The organism is Paenibacillus sp. 01T431 (assembly GCF_056398625.1).
Map to the genome: position 1 here is coordinate 145,733 of NZ_JBFTPT010000004.1, position 20,684 is coordinate 166,416.

Here is a 20,684-nt window from a genome sequence, read left to right on the forward strand (position 1 = left end):
CGAATCAGCCACTCCGGATGATTCGTCCTCTTTTTTCCTTTAAACGCAACTTTTTCTGACAAGCTGCGTCTATATTTGCGTCTGTTAAAGTCGAATGCACTCATTCGATGCGGGCAATTTCAGTCATCGAGGTGGGAAATGAAAAGATTTGTATCCGTATTAATGTTTATGTCGATTTTTTTCACGATGTTCTCCGCAGTAGGACAAGCTGCAGAGGTCGTACCCAAGCTTTTCTTGAATGGTCAGCAATTGAAATCTGATGTTAATCCGCAAATCATTAATAATGCAACCGTTGTACCTGTGCGGACGGTATCAGAAGGATTAGGCTACCTGATTGATTGGGATAACACGACCAAAACAGCGACAGTAACACATGCCAATAATGTCATAAAGCTAAAGCTGAATGACAATATGGCAGTAGTCAATGACAAAAAGGTTAAAATGGACACGTCAGTTTCTATCATTAAAGGCTACACTTTAGTTCCACTTCGCTTTATTGGTGAGCAGTTTGGATTGGATTTTGAATGGAAAGCTGTTGAGAAAGAAGTACATATGTACGAGCAGAACAAAGAACCAACAGATCCGACAGAACCTATTGATCCAGACCCGAATCTTCCTGTGGAAGCAGCAGGCCAGATAACAGACATTTATTACTCTGGCGGAAGCAGCATGACCCTTAATTATGAAGGAACAGTTAAGGCCAACAAGCCAATGCTGCTCGAGAACCCAAAGCGCATTGTGTTCGATTTTCCGAATACTAACTATTCATCAAACTTATCTTCACAGTTTTTGAATGGACAAGTTGAGGTTAATGTAACAGACAGCACTTATTTGCAAGGTTATCGTTATTCCTTATTTTCGAACACGCCAGCTACCGCTCGCTTAGTCATTCTTATTGGCGATAATACCGGCTATGTGATGACTGAGGAAGCAGGAAAAATTCAGTTTAGCTTAATGTCTGCTGCAGACGTTCCTGGTACTCCGCCGATTACAGATCCAGTAACTCCTCCATCATCCAAAGTCTACAACGTTGTTCTTGATGCGGGACATGGCGGCTCAGATCCGGGTGCAGCGAGTGTTTTGAAGAAACCGGAGAAAGAATTTACGCTTAGTATCGCACTTAAGATGAAGGCGTTGCTTGACAAAGAAAGCAAAATTAAAGTTCATTTAACTAGAACGGGGGATACTTACCCGACTTTAGATGATCGCGTCAAGTTTGCAGAAAGCATAAAAGCTGATTTATTTATGTCTATTCATGCCAATAGCGGTATCAGCTCCGCAACAGGAACTGAAACCTACTATTATCGCGATAACAGTAAAGCGTTTGCTAGTATTATTCACAAGCATCTAATTGCGGCAACCGGTCTTAAAGACCGCGGCGTCAAGAAAGAAGCTTATAAAGTGATCAAACAAACGACGATGCCAGCCGTACTAATCGAAGCAGGCTTCCTATCCAACGCAAACGATGCAAAAATGTTATTTGATGATGCGGCACAAAACAAAATAGCTGCTGAACTGGTTGCAGGCATCAAAGAGTACTTAAATGTAAAATAGAAAGCAGGTGTTCAGTGTTATGAAAACTTTCAAAGCACGCGGGCTGCTTGCTGTCATTATATTATCCGCTGCGCTTGCAGGATGCGGAGTTCAGGATAAGCAGGGAAATCAACCAGGCAGCACGGTATCGCCTACAATTTCACCTTCGCCTTCTCCTGAGCCAACTCCCGTTATAAACGAACTAGATGCTATTATTTATTTAACCGATGCTGAGCTAACTGAAACAGTAGAGCATCCAGTCAAGCTAACCTATGAAACGGATCTTGATCTGGTCAAAGCAGCAATTGCTGAACTGCAAAAAGATGCTGACGAGAATAAATTATCTTTATGGAAACGAATTGAGGTTAAATCCGTACAACTATCAGACGGGCTTGTTACACTGGATATTCATTTGCCTGATGAAGCGCGGCTTGGTGCGCCAGGCGAGACGTTTGTCATTCAGACGCTTCAAAAAACATTGTTTCAATTCGATGCTGTAAAATCAATCGATCTGCTTGTCGATGGACAAAAGGTTGAAACGCTCATGGGTCATGTCGAGCTCGAATATCCAATGAACAAGCAATAAGCAAAAAATATGAATGGCTTCGTTCCATCCTAGCAATAGGTTGGCGAAGCCGTTCTGCATGAGTTATTACATACTAATCAGGGGGAATATCTACTTATGACAATGCAATTTGCGAGCAAAAAGATTTTGATTGGAGCGCTAGCGTTTTCTCTAGTTGCAGGAAGCGGTGTAATCATACCTGCTTCCTATGCCTCAGCAGCCTCCGGATATACAACACCATTTACCGATGTAAGCAGTGGTCATTGGGCAGAGAAGCATATAGCTAAGCTTGCATTGCAAGGAATTATTGAAGGAAATAAGACATCAAGCGGAGCTGCTATATTCCGTCCGAAAGAAAATGTGAGTCAGCAAGAGGCTGTGCTTATGGCTCTTCGATTCGCGGGATTGGATAAAAAGGCAGATAAAGATGCAATTATCGGTTTTCCTAATTCTTTTTCCGTAAGCACTTATTTTAAACCTTATGTAACTTTGGCTTTCCAAGAAGGCCTGCTTGATCAGGTGGAAGAGTTCGGACTCGCAGCTAAAGATCCTAAAATCGCCTGGGGGACTAAGCCAGCTACCCGTGAATGGGTAACGAAGCTTATGGTTCGTGCAATCCAGCAAGAGGAAGAAGCGGTACGTTTGCAAAATACAGCCTCGACTTTCGCGGATGCAGCGCAAATCACTTCTATTTATAAGGGTTATGTGAATGCCGCTTCCAAGCTTGAGCTCGTAAAGGGTGTAACGGCAGACAAATTTGTTCCTAAAGCGAATGTGGATCGTGCGAGTCTGGCTACGATGTTCAGCCGTGCTGAGAAGCTGTTCCCGGTTGCATATGAAGGTCAAGTAAACGGGATTGCAACTAAAATAACAGATACTCAAATTACTGTTTACAGCGACAAGAAGGAAATCAACTATAGCATTAATTCAGATACTTTATTTTATCACTACAATACAGAAACACCTATTACGAGACAGCAGCTTCTAGAATACGGAGATGTAACGGTCATTGCGAAGGATGGAAAGGCGCTTTACGTTGAAGTGAAAGGCGATAAGACTTACACTAAAACGACGTCTGGAACGTTGGATCGTGTTATCGCAGATGAGAAGAAGTTATATGTATGGATTAACAATAAGCCTGTTGAATTTTTCTATAATGATTCAGTAGTAGTCGTTGATACGGATGGCAAACCGCTAGCATTAACCTCAATTAAGAGAGACAGCCAAATAAGCATCGTACAAGACAGCTTCCGTGATGCGCCGGCAACAATAAAAATTATTGCATCGACGCAGGCGTCGGCAACGAGTGTTAAAGGTACATTCTACGGCTCGACAGGTGATTTGATCACTGTCATGGAGGGTTCAACACTTGTATCTAAATTGATGGCAGATACGGTTTCCGTTGAAATTGAAGGCATTAATGGAGCAACAATCGGCGATTTAATTAAAGAAGCAGATCAAGTAGAGCTTACGCTTAATGATGCAGATAAAGTAACAAAAGTGAAAGTAGTTAACCGCAATGTGAAAGTCGTTGCTGGTGCGCAGGTTGCCGCTTTTGTTTACGATAAAAAGTTGTTGACCATTCTTGATGCAAATGGCAATAACGCCCAAGCGCTTTATTTTACGGATAAAACTCGAATTGAATACAGCGGCAACGTTATTTCATTAGCTTCTGCTAATAGCTTACTAACCGTGAACAGAAAAATTGTTATCAGCTATACAGGAAATTCGATCGTATCCCTGCAATTTTTAACTAAATATACAGGTACTTTATTATCAATGAATTCACAAAGCAACTTGATGAACATTAAATTGGAGAACGGCGCTACGTTGTCGCTTCCATATAATACTGCATACGTTGAGCATGCTGCCATAGCAAATGCAACTTACAGCGATCTTAAGGCAGGCGATCAACTTACGCTTGATTTGAGCAGCAACCAAGATCGTGTTGCAACGATTAGAGTCCACACAAATGCTCAATATGATGTAATGTCAGTAGACGTAATCAACAAAAAAATTCGTGTTAAAAATGCAATGACATCCGCATTTGATCTAAATGTGCTAGGTACAGAATTGGTTAATGAAGCAGGAGCGAAGCTTGCGATTGAACAGATTACTCCGGGCTCTATTATTACTGTTAACTACTTAGGAAAAGAAGCCGTTCGTGCACGCACTATTTCTGTTGCTTATGGCAAAGTACAATCCATCTCAGCAAACAGTGTCACTATTGTAGACCTTGTAGGTCAAACTGTTGCTTATAATGGCGATGCTGGGTTCGTAATCGTAAAAGGAGCCACGCAAGGAACAGCAACGAGCCTGCTTACTGTGGGGGACTATGTTGAGGTTCAGAAGCTTGAAGGCAACAAAACACAACTGACTGTAGCTGTTGGCGAGAGCCGCGTATTTACGAACTTCAATGCGACTGCATCACAAGTGTGGACGGAAAAAACAACAGATGCGGATAACCGGAATTATTTTAATGTAAACAGCCAGACCAAATACATTTTAAATGGAAATTCGGTTTCAGTTACAGCTTTCAAGTCAGGCGACACGATTACAATCTATGGCTTTAGAAACTATGCAATTGCAATCGTCAAGTAGCTTTTTAACGAAATTTTCATCAATTATAGGCTGAGATATTCATTTTTTGTGAAAAAACTGCCCTTAGGGGCAGTTTTTTTATAGAATATGCTTGTTTACGGTTGCGAAGCGTGACAAATTTCGCTACACTTTGAACGATAGTGTTTGATTAGGGGAGAGGACGATGGTTGCGAAACAAAAAATGCGTCATGTGCTAGACATTATTGCGGACATGTTTCCAGATGCACACTGTGAGCTTAATCACAGCAATCCGTTTGAGCTTACAATAGCAGTACTGCTGTCTGCGCAATGTACGGATGAGACGGTCAATAAGGTGACGGTGAACTTATTTCAAAAGTATAAGTGCCCCGAGGATTATTTGAGCGTACCGCTGGAAGAACTAGAGCAGGACATTCGCCGCATCGGCTTGTTTCGAAGTAAAGCATCAAATATACAAAAGCTTTGCCGTATTGTCATAGATAAATATGACGGGAAAGTGCCTGAAAGTCATGAAGGTCTGACCGAGCTGCCAGGTGTAGGGCGGAAGACGGCTAACGTCGTGATGTCTAATGCATTTGGTGTGCCTGCCATCGCTGTCGATACGCATGTGGATCGTGTAACGAAGCGACTGGGATTCGCTAAGGCCGAAGACAGTGTCCTAGAGGTAGAGAAGAAGCTGATGAAACTCGTTCCGCGCGAGGAGTGGACATTAACCCACCACAGACTCATCTTTTTCGGCCGCTATCACTGTAAAGCGCAAAGCCCGCAGTGTCCAATTTGTCCGCTGCTTGATTTGTGCAAAGAAGGTAAACAACGTATGAAGCCAGGTTTTAAAACCAAAAATAAGAGTATAAAACCTAAAATAGCCAGTGAAGGATGATGAACATGAACTGTATTTCCGTGTACACAAACAATTTTGAGCTTTTTTCTGATATTTATGAGCAAGTGCTTGAGTCTCCGCCAGAGGAGCACGAGGATATCCTTGTAGAAGGCATTACAGTTAGCGGCTCAGGCGACGTGCCTGATCAATACATCGAGCGTATGCGCATTAAACCTGAGGTTGTTGTGATGAGAGATAAAGAGCGCAACATTATGATCTTGCAACATGGCAACGTATTTGAAATTTGTTTGCCGTCTGAAGAAGAGCAAGCCGTTTAAGGAGAAGCAAATGACAGAAACAACCGTGCAAAGCATAGCAGGAGCTATATCCGAAGCAGCTGGTTTAATGTCAGCTGCAGGAGATACATTACATGCCAAGCAAGCACAGGAGCTAAACAGTAAGCTGACCGATGGTCGGCTTACTGTCGCTTTTTGTGGACATTTTTCAGCTGGCAAATCAACTCTCATTAATCGTTTATGCGGGACTAAGCTGCTTCCTTCTAGTCCAATTCCAACAAGCGCGAACGTTGTGTCTATTCGCGGCGGGGATCGGGCTTATGCAGCTGTTGAAACCGTAAAGAATGGTGTTGCTTCCAAAGCGGAAGTTCCAATCGACCAGCTTGACCGCTATTGTGTCGATGGCGAGCAATTTACTTCTGTATCGATCGTGTATCCTTCCGAGCTTTTAGGAGATCATACCGTGCTCCTCGATACGCCTGGCATTGATTCAACTGATGATGCGCACCGAATGGCAACCGAATCCGCATTGCATCTTGCAGACGTTGTTTTTTATGTCATGGATTATAATCATGTGCAGTCTGAAATCAATTTTTCTTTTGCGAAGCAATTGAAGGATTGGGGAAAGCCCTTATATTTTATTGTGAATCAGATTGATAAGCATCGTGATCGCGAGCTTTCTTTCGCAAGCTATCGTCAAAGCGTTGAGGATGCGTTTCACGCTTGGCACTTGGAGCCGGCGGGGATCGTTTATTTGTCGTTGCGCGAGCCAGAGCACCCTCATCAAGAGTGGGAGCAACTGCTTGAGCTGCTAGATAAACTGCAAACGATCCGCAAGCCGCTTTGTGTGTACAGTGTAGATGCGTCATTGCGCCATGTAGCTGATGGACATTTGAAATGGAGTGAGCAGCTAGCGGAGCCTGAGCGAGAACGGCTTCTTGCTGAGGCAGGCGGCGTTGAGGCTGTTGCCCTTGTCACAACACAAATGGATCAGCTGAAACAGAAGATCAGGCATGTTTCGGAGCAGAAAGAGGTTTACCGGGCGCAGCTTCGCAAAGAGCTGCAAACGCTTCTGGATAATGCGAATATTACGCCAGCGGGACTGCGTGATTTGGCTCAAACGTTTCTGGAGAGCCGTAAGCCTGGTTTTAAAGCGGGGCTGCTTTTTGCGGCAGCTAAGACTGCTGCTGAGCAGGAACGGCGCTTGCTGGCGTTCAGCGAGGAATTAAACAGTTTAATCAGCGCTTCGATCGACTGGCATGTGAAGCATCTGCTGCGTACGGAAGCAGAGCGTAAATCATATAATGGCGAGCTGCTGGAATCGGAGCTCGCGCGGAACTTGGCTTGGCTGCCGGATTCGGAGTGGCTTATCGCGAGAGTGAAACCCGGCGCCGTCATCAGCAACGAATATACGATGACGTTTAGCCGCGATCTAGCCGCGGATGTGAAGGCGGTTTATCGCCAGCGCTCACTTGAGATCATCGATGCGCTGGCAGACCATGCAGCGGCGGTAGGCGAAGCCGCCGCCGCTGAGGCAGAGTCACAGCTTGCTGCGCTTCGCGCGCAGGCTGGTGCACTACATGCGCTTACGGCGCTGGCGAAGCGCGCCGAGGAGCATAAGGCGCGGCTAACTGCCGCGCTGCCTGAGGCGCCGGCAAGGCCGGCATTGCCAGCACCGCGTATAGCTGTGGCTGGCGGTGGCACTTCCGCGCAAGCTGGCGGCGACGCTGCTGAAGCGCGGGGTGTGCTTGCGAGCGAGAGCGGGCGAAGCGCGCGAGAGGGGCAGCATCATGTGGCAGCGGGGCGAAGCGCCCTAGCTGGCGGTGCAGCTTTGGCGCAGCAGCACAGCGCTGCAGCGCGCTTAGCCAGCGCCGCGGAGCTGCTGGCGCCGCATGCTGCGCTTGCGGCTGCTGCGCAAGCGATGAGCGATAAGGCGAAGCGGCTGCAGGACAGCCGCTTCACCATCGCATTATTCGGCGCCTTCAGCGCCGGCAAATCATCGCTTGCGAACGCGCTGATCGGAGAACCGGTGCTGCCGGTTTCTCCTAATCCGACGACGGCAGCGATCAACCGACTCGTGCCCCCTACGGCGGAGCACGGTCATGGTACAGCGCGCATTGTCATGAAGACGCGCGCTGCCATTATCGATGATGTGCGCTATTCCCTAGCGCTCCTCGGTGAAAAAGAGCAGCAGTCTGATGACGCTGCTCTCATGCGGGCGATTGATCGCCTATCTCCGGATTCCATCGGAGCTGGCGGTCGCCCGCATTTCAGCTTCCTGCGCGCAGCCCGCGCAGGCTGGGCAAAGCATGAACCGCTGCTCGGTCAGCAGCTGTCGGTCGATCAAGCGGAATACGAAAAGTACGTCGCTGAGGAATCTCGTTCGTGCTTCGTGAGTGAAATCGAGCTGCATTATGACTGCGCGTTGACGGCGCAGGGTATCGTGCTCGTTGACACGCCAGGAGCGGATTCTGTAAATGCTAGACATACGGGCGTAGCCTTCAATTATATTAAAAACGCTGATGCTGTTTTGTTTGTCACGTATTACAATCACGCCTTCTCGCAAGCTGATCGTCAATTTCTGATGCAGCTTGGCAGGGTGAAGGATCAGTTTGAGCTTGATAAAATGTTTTTCCTTGTTAACGCTGCCGATTTGGCTGCAGATCAGGAGGAGCTTACAGGTGTGTTAAAGCATGTTGAGACGAATCTGCTGCAGCATGCGATTCGCTCGCCTCGCTTATTTCCTGTATCGAGCTTGCAGGCACTGGATAGTAAATTAGATGGAAATGCAGAGCTGCTGCAACGCTCCGGCATTGAAGCTTTCGAGCAATCATTCCTTTCCTTTATTCAGAACGATCTCGGACGGCTAGCTATTGATGCCGCAGAGCAGGACTTGAAACGAGCGGCAGCGACAGTTGCAGGCTGGCTTCAAAGTGCAGAGGGCGACGCAGCCGGGCGTGAAGCTGAGCTTATAGCACTGCTGCAAGCGGTGAACGAAGCGAAGATCGATATATCAGCGCTTCAAACCGGAACGATACCAGAGCAGCTAAAGCAGGAGCTTAGCGAGCTATTGTATTATGTCGTTCAGCGTATCCAATACCGTTTTGGTGAGTTTTATAACTTAGCCTTTAATCCGGCCTCCTTGCAGGATGATGGACGTGACTTGCGCAAAGCCATTTGGACATCTTGGCTGGAGCTGCAGCGGCTCGTCCAACTGGAGCTGTCACAGGAGATGCTGGCAACCTCGCTTCGGATGGAACGAGGCATTCATACTCAGCTGCAAAAGAAATATATTCATACTGCGCAGCGTTTAGAAAATTCAATTTCCGCATATAGTGCTGTTCCTTATGCGCCAGCTGCTTTGCCAACGCCAGATGAGCCGACCGCTTGGGAAGCGGATAACGTTGATGCGAAGCTGCTTTGGAGCCGTTTCAAATCACCGCGTCAATTTTTTGAAGGCGAGGGCAAGTCGATTCTTCGCAAAGAGCTTGAAGCGCTGCTTGCTCCTTCATTAAATGGATGGATGTCCGAGCAAACGCTCTTGTGGACATCGCTTTACGAGCAAATTTGGCAGAAAGCGGCTGATCAAGCTGGTAAACAGCTGCAAGACGATATGCTTGCCTATGAAAGCGGCAAACGAATCTCGTTGTCCGGCAGTGCGGACACGGCTGAGCTGAAGCAGCTGTATAATCAGTTGATTCATATCTAATTGTCAATGAATACGGATTGTTCTATCGCATTAACAGCTGAATGCTTTTGCGAGCGTGTAAAACGCTTGCAAAAGCTTTTTTTAATTTAGTGTGTTTTTGTGCAAAAATTGAGTAATAGGCACATATTTGTCATGATTTGCGACCAATTGGGAGTATTAACCGTTTCCAATTTAGATAACGAGTCAATAAGCGGTTTATAACAGGTATATGCATATTTATACTGTTTGCTCGCATTTGATGATGCTGATAATATTCATTCATGCTTACAAAATAGATACGGGGAGATGGATTTACTTGGACGTACTAAGGCAGTTGAAAGCATTTTATTGGGCGGAACGAAAGTTTATGTTCACCTCGATATTTTGCTTAATGTGCGCTACGGCGCTCGGACTTGTCTATCCGAATTTACTGAAATTCTTGATTGATGATGTCATTACTCCAAAAAAATTCGAGTTAGTGCCAACGCTTTCTTTTACAGTAGTCGGAGTCATTATCATTAAAGGATGCATGCAGTATTTACATGGTTTTTTTGGTGCACGACTTGGTAACAAAGTGGCATTCCACATGCGGAATGCTTTGTACGACAAGCTGCAGACGCTGTCGTTTCAATATTATGACAAAGCAAAAACAGGCGATTTGATGTCACGTTTAACGGCTGATTTAGAAGCTATTCGCAACTTTATCGGTTTTGGCTTTGCACAAATCTTGAATATGGTGTTGATGATCTTGTTCGGCGGCGCAATGATGCTCTCTATTCATTGGCAGCTAACTTTGATTACATTAGTAACGATACCGCTGCTAGGCTTCGCAGCCATTCGTTTTGAACGCAATATTCATCCAGCGTTCCGCGAAATGCGTCAAGCGATGAGTAATTTAACGACAGCGGTTCAAGAGAATATTACGGGCGTACGCACGGTTAAATCTTTTGCACGTGAATCGCATGAGGTATCGAAATTTTCCATACGCAGTGAAGCCTATCAAACGAATCAGGTTGGCGCAGCAAAGATTTGGGCGAAATTTTTCCCTGTAATGGAGCTTGTAGCGAACTTAAGCGCAGTAATCCTGCTTGTAACAGGCGGTATTCTTGTCATTAACGGATCACTGCAGCTCGGTGAATTTGTCGCATTTTTCAGCTTGATTTGGTACATTATCGGTCCGATGTGGGGCCTTGGGTTCCATATTAATAACTACACGCAGTTCAAAGCTTCAGGAGAGCGTGTACTAGGACTGCTGAATGAACATGTTCATGTAAAAAATATTGAGCACGCGATTGAGGTTAGCAGCGATACCGTAAAAGGCCATGTACGCTTCGATCATGTTACGTTCAGTTATCCTGACAAAACGCCGGCGGTAACCGATTTGGTCATTGATGCGCCAGCAGGCTCTGTCATTGGGTTTCTTGGTGCGACAGGCTCAGGCAAATCAACGATTATTCAATTGTTAATGAGAGCCTATAATGTAAAAACAGGTTCAATTACGCTAGACGGCATCGATATTAAAAATTTGGATGTCGCAAGCCTTCGTTCATTAATAGCTCCCGTGTTTCAAGAAACGTTCTTATTCTCGGCATCGATTCGCGATAATATCGCTTATGGCGTGCGGGATGTAACACCAGAGCAAATCGAGCACGCAGCTAAGCTGGCTAAAGCGCATGACTTCATTTTGGAGCTGCCGCTAGGCTACGATACGATTGTCGGCGAAAGAGGAATGGGCTTGTCCGGTGGACAAAAACAACGGATTGCCATTGCTAGAGCACTTATAAAAAATCCTAGAATTTTAATTTTGGATGACGCAACAAGCGCGGTAGATATGGAAACCGAGCATGAAATTCAAGCGGGCTTCAAGGAGCTGATGGCTGGCCGCACGACCTTTATTATTGCACATCGGATTTCTTCGCTTAGACATGCCGATGAAATCATCGTGTTAGACAAGGGCCATGTCGTTCAGCGTGGTAAACACGCAGAGCTGATTAAGCAGCAAGGACCATACCGCGACACCTACAACATTCAATATGCTGACTATCCGCTTGATGATGCTGCTATAGCTGCGCAAGCGAATGAGCGGAAAGGGAGTACCGTATAATGAGTACGAGTGCCAAAGCAAAAGCTAGCAATAAAAATGAACGTTTCATATACCAAGACGATGAGCTGATTGAAAAGCCCTTTAACTGGGGCCAATTGCGCCGCCTATTCGGATATATGAAGCCTTACACAAAACAATTAATGCCTGTCATCGTTATGATGATTCTTGGTACGTTGACACGCCTAGGCGTGCCGGCGCTCGTCATTCTGGCAATTGACGAAGCGATTGCTCCTGAGCAAGGTGAAACAAGTGTACCGAAGTTAATTACGATCGCAAGCATCATGCTGGTCTTATATGTTATTCAATGGGCATCCAATACGTACCGGATCAAATATACGAATATCATTGGACAAAAGGTAATATACGATCTCAGAAATCATTTATTCCAGCATATTCAAAAGCTAAGCTTCCGTTTTTACGACAAGCGCCCAGCAGGTTCTGTACTCGTTCGTGTCACGAATGACGTAAATGCGCTGCAGGATTTGTTTACAAACGGTGTCGTCAATTTATTGATGGACTGTGTGCAATTGTTCGGTATCGTCATTATTTTGCTCGTATGGAACTTTAAGCTTGGCCTTGCGGTCATGATAACCGTACCGTTAATGTTCATTGTATCGACGACTCTGCGCAAAAAGATTCGTTTTGCATGGCAGGATGTGCGCATTAAGCAGTCCCGTATTAACTCTCATTTAAATGAGAGTATTCAAGGGATGAAGGTAACGCAAGCGTACGTGCAAGAGAAAGACAATATGAGCTTCTTCGATCATATGAATACAATCAACAATAAATCATGGAACCGAGCGTCATCGCTTAACCAAACGTTCGGCCCTGTAATCGAGATCACTTCAGCAATCGGTACTTTTATTCTATTCTGGTATGGCTCCCACCTCATTCAAGTAGGTGCGATTACCGTTGGATTGCTTGTTGGTTATGCCAACTATATCGGTAACTTCTGGGACCCGATCAACCGACTAGGACAAATGTACTCTCAGCTGCTTATTGCGATGGCTTCATCAGAACGGATTTTTGAATTTATTGATGAAGAACCGACGGTAGCGGAACTAAAGGTTGCAAAGCCGCTTCCGAAAATTGTTGGCGCCGTAAAGTTCGACCATATCGTGTTCGAATACGAGAAGGGAAGGCCAGCACTCAAGGGCATCACGATCGATGTAAAAGCAGGCCAATCGATAGCGCTCGTAGGGCATACTGGTTCAGGAAAAAGTACAATCATCAACCTATTATGCCGTTTCTATGATCCGGTTGAAGGCCGTGTCCTCATTGATGGCATCGATATTCGTGATGTGACGATTGAAAGCCTGCGCTCACAGGTTGGCATCGTGCTCCAGGATACGTTTATTTTTGCAGGCACGATTCGTGACAATATCCGTTATGGACGCTTGGATGCAACCGATGCGGAGATCGTAACAGCAGCTCAAGCCGTTAACGCGCATGATTTCATCATGGGGCTGCCAGATGGCTATGATACGCAAGTTGAAGAGCGAGGCAATGTACTTTCCATGGGTCAGCGTCAGCTGCTATCGTTCGCTAGAGCATTGCTAGCTGATCCGCAAATCCTTATCTTGGATGAAGCAACAGCCAGCATTGACACTGAAACGGAGCTGAAAATTCAAGAAGCTCTTAAAATTCTTCTAGCAGGCCGTACATCCTTTATGATTGCTCACCGATTGTCGACGATTCGTCACGCGGATGAAATTATCGTGCTTGACCACGGTGAAATCGTTGAACAAGGCAATCACGAAGCGTTGCTTGCAAAGCGCGGCGTGTACAACGGCTTGATCGAAGCACAGTACCGTTTTCTTTAAAACGTGAGCACAATTCATTTCAGCAAATGCTTATAAAATAGTTGATTTTTAAGCTTAGAACCTCCACAATGGAAGAAAAAACGAACCGAAACGCTAGTCTCTGCCTTTAGGACAGAGCTGACGATTCGATTTGCTTCCAGGAGGTTCTTTTTCTTTATGTATGGATCACCCTTAACAACGAATGCTCGCAAGTTGCTCCTGCTAGGCTCTGGTGAGCTTGGTAAAGAGGTTGTATTGGAGGCTCAGCGGCTTGGCATCGAGACCATTGCAGTAGATCGCTATGATCAAGCACCAGCTATGCAGGTTGCACATCGCAGTTATACAACAGATATGCTGGATGGGGCAGAGCTTCGCCGTATTATTGAGAAGGAGCAGCCTGACTATATTGTTCCGGAAATCGAAGCAATAGCTACAGAAACGCTGCTTGAGCTTGAGAAGGAAGGACATCGCGTTATTCCTACAGCACGCGCGGCTTGGCTGACGATGGACCGCGAAGGCATTCGCCGTTTAGCTGCTGAGACATTGGAGCTGCCTACCGCGCCATATCGATTTGCAGACACGTTTGAAGAGCTTGCTCTTGCGGCCGAAACGCTTGGTTTCCCATGTGTCATCAAACCAATTATGAGCTCCTCAGGCAAAGGACAAAGCGTTTGCCGATCTGAAGCGGAGCTTGAAGCATGCTGGAGCTATGCGATGGAAGGTGGACGTGCCAAGAAGCAGCGTGTTATCGTGGAGGGCTTTGTAACATTTGAATCTGAAATTACATTGCTTACTGTACGATCGGTTTCGGGTACAAGCTATTGTCCGCCAATTGGACATGTGCAGAAGGATGGCGATTACATCGAGTCCTGGCAGCCGCATCATATGACTGAGGCCCAAATTGCTCAAGCAGAGTCCATAGCGCAACGCATCACCGATGAGCTGGGCGGTTTTGGTATTTACGGTGTGGAGCTATTCATTACAAAGGATGGCGTCTTGTTTAGTGAAGTATCGCCGCGTCCACATGATACAGGCATGGTAACGATGGCGACTCAGGATCTTTCAGAGTTTGCCCTGCATGTAAGAGCTATTTTAGGATTTCCAATTCCAACTATTCGGTTGCTGTCACATGGTGCATCACATACGTTGAAAGCAGACCGTGAATCTTCCGATTTCCGCATTGGCGGTATTGAAGAAGCTTTGTCGGTTCCTAATACACAGGTTCGCGTTTTTGGAAAACCAGAAACGAAGGTTGGACGAAGAATGGCCGTTGCGCTGAGCACTGCTCCTGATGTAGAACAAGCACGAGATTTAGCTCGTAAAGCTGCAGAAGCTCTTTACGTATCGTATACTAACGAATAGAAAGTTTATTTTAAGGCAGGTGCAGCAGCAATGGGTAAAAAACAGAAAAAAATAACGTCTTCAACTCCTAGATCATCATCAAAAAATGCTCCAAAAAATGAGTCGGAAAACGGCTTGACGCTCAAGGATTTATTAAGCAATGAGGTGCTTGGCAAGCTAAAAGCACAAGCGGATGATATGAAGCAGGCTGAAGCATCACGTAAAGAAGAGCTTCGCAAACAGGAAGAAGAAAAGAAGAAGCAGGAGCAAAAGCGTTTGGAAAACGATTTTTCTTATTTGCTTGAGAATAGCGACCCTAACTGGTCGAAGCATAAGTAATAGGAAGAAAGTCGCAGTTCGCATTGTTCTCAAAAAAGCACCTTAGGGTGCTTTTTTTGTTCGGAATATCCTAAATACACTAATTTCAAAGCTTTTGATATAATCTTATTTTTTATGATTTTCTTTTGTTTCAAAATGCATGCAGGGTTTGCCAGATGAGCGAAAAACCATTATGCTCGGCAGTACGCTTGTTTTAAATCCAAAAGCTCTGCAGCCTTTAGGTGCACTTGGCTCCCATGTAATAAAATAATGTTTGCATTTCAAACAATCAATGCGTTCATTCGTATTCATTCTGCTACCTCGAATATGATTTTGGGTGTGAATTTGAATCGTAAACCATATTACGAAGGTTGAGCATTAAAGTCAATCCTAATCGATTAAATAGGCGAGGCAGTGCCTCACAATCACCTTTTTTAATACAAATTGTTACCACGCATACATAAATCTAATGATTCTGCAAAACATGCTAACAACAGTTATTAAAGCGATGTGTGTGCATTCCATTTTATTTTCGAAGGATTTAGCTAATGTCATTGCAGTAAATTCTACATGTACGACAAGCGTATAACGCAATGTTTCGTGGTCGAAGCTGGTAGAAACGCTCAAACAGTGGATACACACGAATAACTTTAATCGTTTTCTTGAAAATGAGTTGTAGAATTTGTGGAACAAAAAAAGTTTTTTTGTTATTGTGTTAATTATGCTTGCGCTTATTCCGATTATTACATACGCTGAGCTGTAGGTTATGAATAAGTAGTGCTGCTGTTGAAACAAGACAGGAAACTATAGAACCCCTCCAAACTAATCGTTGGAAGGTTCTGTTAAGCAAGGATAGTGTGTTATCCTTATATGTATCTCTTATGACCATTAGCAAAATAAGGCATGAATATCGTGTTATTGCACTAATCGTTTTTTTTGGAGACTTTACGAAACATGACAAATTGAATTAAAATAGCTTGAAGATACGGAAACGTGATTAAAGATAGGGGGACGCTCATGTCTGAGCAAACAGATCTCTTCGCAAATACAGCGGCCGCAGACCGAAATTATGAGGCCGATGATATACAGGTGCTTGAAGGGTTAACAGCAGTTCGTAAAAGACCGGGCATGTACATAGGAAGTACAAGCAGTTCGGGATTGCATCATCTCGTTTGGGAAATTGTCGATAATGCAGTCGATGAGCATTTGGCTAAATTTTGTTCGGCCATTGAAGTGACGCTGCACAAGAACGGAGCAGTAACGGTACACGATAACGGGCGTGGTATTCCTACCGGCATGCATAAGACCGGTATTCCTACACCGCAGGTCGTATTTACGATTTTGCATGCGGGCGGTAAATTTGGCGGCGGCGGATATAAGAAATCCGGCGGTCTGCACGGCGTTGGCGCATCTGTTACAAATGCTTTGTCAGAATGGCTTGAGGTTGATATTTACCGAGACGGCAAAATTCACAGACAACGCTTTGAATATTGGATTGATGAAGCGGGACGTGAGCATGTTGGTGAGCCCGTACGCGGACTTGAGATTATTGGCACTACGAATCGGACAGGCACTAAGGTTACTTTTAAGCCGGATGGCCGCGTGTTCCAGAATGGCACAACATTAAGTTATGATACGCTGGCAGAGCGTTTGCAAGAGATTGCTTTTCTAAACTCTGGTTTAAAGGTAACAATTAAAGACGACCGCAGCGGCAAGCAGGATGTGTTTCATTATGAAGGCGGCGCTCGTCAATTCGTTCAGTTTTTGAATGAAGAAAAGACCGTACTGCATGATGTTATTCATTTTGCTAGTGAGCGCGATGATATTGAGGTGGAGGTAGCCCTCCAATATAATGACGGATACACGGAGACGATCGCTTCCTTCGTCAATTCCATTCCGACACGCGGCGGCGGTACGCATGAAACCGGTTTTAAAACCGCTTATACTCGCGTCATGAACGACTATGCCCGTAAAGCAGCGATGCTTAAGGAGAAAGACAAAAACCTTGAAGGCAACGATTTGCGCGAAGGCATGATGGTCGTTATTAATATCAAAATGTCTGAGGTTGAGTTTGTCGGACAAACAAAAGACCAGCTCGGAAGCTCATCTGCGCGTAGCGCTGTTGACGCAATTGTTTCGGAGAAGATGCAGGTGTTTCTTGAGGAAAACCCTCAAATCGCACAAATGCTGTTAAAAAAATCACTTCAAGCCTCGAAAGCGAGAGAAGCAGCGCGCAAAGCGCGTGAAGAAATCCGCAGCGGCAAGAAGCGGAGCGAGAGCTCTAATCTAAATGGCAAACTAACTCCTGCGCAGTCAAAAGATATTACTCGCACGGAATTGTTTATTGTGGAAGGGGATTCAGCTGGCGGTTCAGCTAAGCAGGGCCGTGACTCGAAATATCAAGCGCTGCTGCCGCTTAAGGGAAAACCGATGAATCCAGAGAAAGCCAAGCTCATCGATATTTTGAAAAACGACGAGTACAAGGCCATTATTTCTGCGATAGGCGCAGGTGTGGGTTCTGAGTTTGTCGCTGAGGAATGCAACTATAATAAAATTATTATTATGACCGATGCGGATACAGACGGCGCTCATATCCAAGTGCTTCTTCTTACTTTTTTCTACCGTTATATGAAGCCGTTAATCGATTTGGGACGCGTTTATATCGCTCAGCCGCCGCTTTACAAAATTACACGTAAATCTGGCAAGCTGGAAACGATTCGATATGCGTGGACAGATGAGCAGCTTCAAAACTATTTGAAGGAATACGGTAAAAATTATGAGCTTCAGCGTTATAAAGGGCTTGGTGAGATGAATCCTGATCAATTGTGGGAAACGACGATGGATCCAGAGAAAAGAACGCTTCTTCAGGTTCAAATCGAGGATGCAGCCAAAGCAGAACGCAGAGTATCGACGCTTATGGGAGATAAGGTAGATCCGCGTAAACGTTGGATTGTCGAGAATGTCGATTTTATGGAATATGAGGAATAGGGGGATTTCTGCATGAGTATGCTGGAACAGTTTTTACCGGCGTTTTTGGAGGAAGTGGTAGGCGACCGCTTCGGACGCTATTCAAAGTATATAATTCAGGACCGTGCCATTCCTGACGTTCGCGATGGTTTGAAGCCCGTGCAGCGTCGTATTCTATATGCGATGTATGATTCAGGAAACACACCGGACAAGCAATACCGCAAATCGGCTAAAACTGTCGGTGACGTTATGGGTAATTACCATCCGCATGGTGACTCATCGATTTATGAGGGTATGGTACGGATGGCACAGCCTTGGAAAATGGGACATCCGCTCGTTGATGGACACGGAAACTGGGGTTCTCAGGATGATGATCCAGCAGCAGCTATGCGTTATACGGAAGCGCGTCTATCGCCAATTGCGATGGAGCTGCTTCGTGACATAGAGAAAAGAACGGTACAATTCAAGGATAATTTCGATAATACAACGAAGGAGCCGGTTGTGCTGCCGTCGCGGTACCCCAACTTGCTCGTAAACGGGACCAGCGGCATCTCTGCCGGCTTTGCCACGGAAATCCCGCCTCATAACCTGCGTGAGGTTATTGATGCGTGTATCGCCCTTATGGGAAGCCCAGAGCTGACGCAAGAAGAACTTATGACCTATGTGAAAGGTCCGGATTTCCCTACTGGCGGCATTATTATGGGCGAAGAAGGCATTCGAGACGCTTATGCTACAGGTAAAGGCCGCATATACATTCGTGCTAAGACGGCTATCGAGGATATGCGCGGAGGTAAGCAGCAGCTTGTCATTACTGAAATTCCATATCAGGTCGTTAAATCACGGTTGGTTACCGCAATGGAAAACATTCGGCTAGAGAAAAAGGTCGAAGGCATTGCGGAGGTGCGTGATGAGAGCGGACGCAATGGTCTGCGCATCGTCATTGAGTTTAAGAAGGATGCCGATGCACAAGGTATATTGGCTTATTTGTTCAAGAAAACGGATCTGCAGGTAGCTTACAGCTTCAATATGGTCGCAATCGTGAACAAAACACCGATGCAGCTTGGTCTTAAACAAATATTATCGGCGTATATCGATCATCAGAAGGAAGTAGTAACTTTCCGCACGAAATATGATCTTGAGAAGGCGGAAGATCGCGCTCATGTTGTAGAAGGACTTGTCAAAGCGCTCAACATATTAGACGAAGTTATAGCGACGATCAAAGCATCCAAAAATCGCGGGGATGCACAAGACAACTTGGTTGCGAAGTTCGATTTCTCCGCTCGTCAAGCAGATGCCATCCTTACTTTGCAGCTTTATCGCTTAACGAACTTGGAAATTACGACACTTGAGAAAGAGCTTAAGGAAGCGATGAAGAAGATTGCTTACTTGAAATCGATCTTGGCTAGCGAGAAGAAGCTGATTGGTGTTATTAGGGATGAACTGCTTGAGATTCAAACCAAATATGGCATTGATCGCCGTTCTGTTCTGCGCGGTGAAATCGAAGAGCTGAAAGTTAACCTCGAAGTTCTTGTTACACCAGAGGATGTTCTAGTTACATTAAGCCAGGATGGTTATGTAAAACGGACAAGCATGCTCTCGTTTACGAGATCGGGAGGCGAGCTGCAAAACGCAGGCGTCAAGGAAGGTGACTTCGTACGAGAGTTGCTTGAAGTCAATACGATTGACAATTTGCTGCTCTTTACACGCAAAGGTCAATATTATTTGCTGCCGGTCCATCAAATTCCAGAATTCAAATGGAAGGATACCGGAACAGCGATAGTGAATGTTGTACCTATTCCGAAGGATGATTCGATCGTAAGCGTCATTCCAATTAAAGATATTTTGGCATCTACAGCATCACTTGTTTTCGTAACGAAACGTGGCCAAGTCAAGCGTACGGAGCTTAAGGAATACGCAACTACAAGATCCACTGCGGTTGCAGCCTGCAAAGTTTCAGAGGGCGACGAAGTCATTCGGGTTGTTTTGAGTGATGGTTCGAAGCAAATCATGCTTATTACTAAGCAGGGAATGAGTATTCGGTTTACAGAATCCGAAGTTAATTCGATGGGTAGAGTTGCAACAGGCGTAAGAGGTATTCAGCTTAAGGATGGAGACGAGCTTGTCACCGCGGAATGGGTTGCTGAGGATGAAGGCGAATTACTCGTCATTACCGATATCGGTTACGCCAAACGTACTTTGCTGCTGGATTATCCAATTCAGGGCAGAGGCGGCAAGGGTGTACAAACGTTCGAATTTAAAGAAGGCAAACGAGTGCGTCCAAATGGTTCCTCACTGATTGGTGCTTATTATTGCAAGGCAGCCAAAGAGATTGTAGCGATTACCTCATCTGGAGCGAAACTTTCTGCTACATCGGAGAAAGCACCAATTGAAGATCGCAAATCGATAGGCAAGCTTATTTTCCCAGTAGAGAAAACCGACGTTATTACGAGCACGATTGCACGTTCCATAACAGACACTAATCAAAAGGTCGATTAGGCGGATCAAACCGTTCAATGACTTCCAAAATAGCTTCAAGCATGACCCACAATGGTACCAGCTCATCCGGGCGGTCCAGCCATTGTGGGTCTTTTATAATGCCATAATTTTTAATTTTTTGAATGATTACAGCTTTTCTTTCTTCCACTGGGTGCACGCTCCTTACTGTTTAAG

General features: G+C 45.4%; 13 protein-coding genes. 12 read left to right on the forward strand and 1 reads right to left on the reverse strand.

The window, feature by feature from the left end:
• The first annotated feature begins 138 nt into the window (after nt 1-138).
• The 12 genes from AC1DM9_RS08395 (at nt 139) to gyrA (ending at nt 20,510) form a co-directional block, all read left to right on the forward strand.
• Nucleotides 139-1,554, forward strand: coding sequence for an N-acetylmuramoyl-L-alanine amidase (locus AC1DM9_RS08395; RefSeq protein WP_477509616.1), 1,416 nt, complete (start codon nt 139-141; stop codon nt 1,552-1,554).
• Between the two features lie 19 nt (nt 1,555-1,573).
• Nucleotides 1,574-2,119, forward strand: a complete 546-nt coding sequence (locus AC1DM9_RS08400) for a GerMN domain-containing protein (RefSeq protein ID WP_477509615.1) — start codon at nt 1,574-1,576, stop codon at nt 2,117-2,119.
• 96 nt (nt 2,120-2,215) lie between these two features.
• Nucleotides 2,216-4,699, forward strand: coding sequence for an S-layer homology domain-containing protein (locus AC1DM9_RS08405; protein ID WP_477509614.1), 2,484 nt, complete (start codon nt 2,216-2,218; stop codon nt 4,697-4,699).
• Between the two features lie 163 nt (nt 4,700-4,862).
• On the forward strand, nt 4,863-5,558 hold the full coding sequence (gene nth, locus AC1DM9_RS08410; RefSeq protein ID WP_076265730.1) for an endonuclease III: 696 nt from the start codon (nt 4,863-4,865) through the stop codon (nt 5,556-5,558).
• 5 nt (nt 5,559-5,563) lie between these two features.
• A complete protein-coding gene (locus AC1DM9_RS08415; protein WP_076265731.1) occupies nt 5,564-5,836 on the forward strand; it encodes an NAD/NADP transhydrogenase alpha subunit in 273 nt (90 codons plus the stop codon).
• Nucleotides 5,784-9,503: a dynamin family protein gene (locus tag AC1DM9_RS08420; RefSeq protein WP_477579449.1), complete on the forward strand. Its 3,720-nt coding sequence runs from the start codon at nt 5,784-5,786 to the stop codon at nt 9,501-9,503. The genes AC1DM9_RS08415 and AC1DM9_RS08420 overlap by 53 nt, the downstream gene beginning before the upstream one ends.
• Nucleotides 9,504-9,798: 295 nt before the next feature.
• Nucleotides 9,799-11,586 carry an ABC transporter ATP-binding protein gene (locus AC1DM9_RS08425; RefSeq protein ID WP_441875584.1) on the forward strand — a complete coding sequence of 596 codons (1,788 nt, stop codon included), beginning with the start codon at nt 9,799-9,801 and terminating at the stop codon, nt 11,584-11,586.
• Nucleotides 11,586-13,409, forward strand: coding sequence for an ABC transporter ATP-binding protein (locus tag AC1DM9_RS08430; protein WP_441875380.1), 1,824 nt, complete (start codon nt 11,586-11,588; stop codon nt 13,407-13,409). The genes AC1DM9_RS08425 and AC1DM9_RS08430 overlap by 1 nt, the downstream gene beginning before the upstream one ends.
• Nucleotides 13,410-13,565: 156 nt before the next feature.
• Nucleotides 13,566-14,750 carry a formate-dependent phosphoribosylglycinamide formyltransferase gene (gene purT, locus AC1DM9_RS08435; RefSeq protein WP_339202818.1) on the forward strand — a complete coding sequence of 395 codons (1,185 nt, stop codon included), beginning with the start codon at nt 13,566-13,568 and terminating at the stop codon, nt 14,748-14,750.
• A 30-nt stretch (nt 14,751-14,780) separates the two neighbouring features.
• On the forward strand, nt 14,781-15,068 hold the full coding sequence (locus AC1DM9_RS08440; protein ID WP_477509611.1) for a YqkE family protein: 288 nt from the start codon (nt 14,781-14,783) through the stop codon (nt 15,066-15,068).
• 996 nt (nt 15,069-16,064) lie between these two features.
• Nucleotides 16,065-18,035 (forward strand): DNA topoisomerase IV subunit B, encoded by a 1,971-nt coding sequence (gene parE / locus AC1DM9_RS08445; RefSeq protein ID WP_076265738.1) that lies wholly within the window; start codon nt 16,065-16,067, stop codon nt 18,033-18,035.
• Between the two features lie 12 nt (nt 18,036-18,047).
• Complete coding sequence (gyrA, locus tag AC1DM9_RS08450) at nt 18,048-20,510, forward strand: DNA gyrase subunit A (RefSeq protein WP_477579452.1); 2,463 nt, start codon at nt 18,048-18,050, stop codon at nt 20,508-20,510.
• Here the strand turns inward: gyrA and AC1DM9_RS08455 are convergent.
• A complete protein-coding gene (locus AC1DM9_RS08455) occupies nt 20,491-20,658 on the reverse strand; it encodes a hypothetical protein (RefSeq protein ID WP_179089723.1) in 168 nt (55 codons plus the stop codon). The genes gyrA and AC1DM9_RS08455 overlap by 20 nt on opposite strands.
• Between the last annotated feature and the right edge of the window lie 26 nt (nt 20,659-20,684).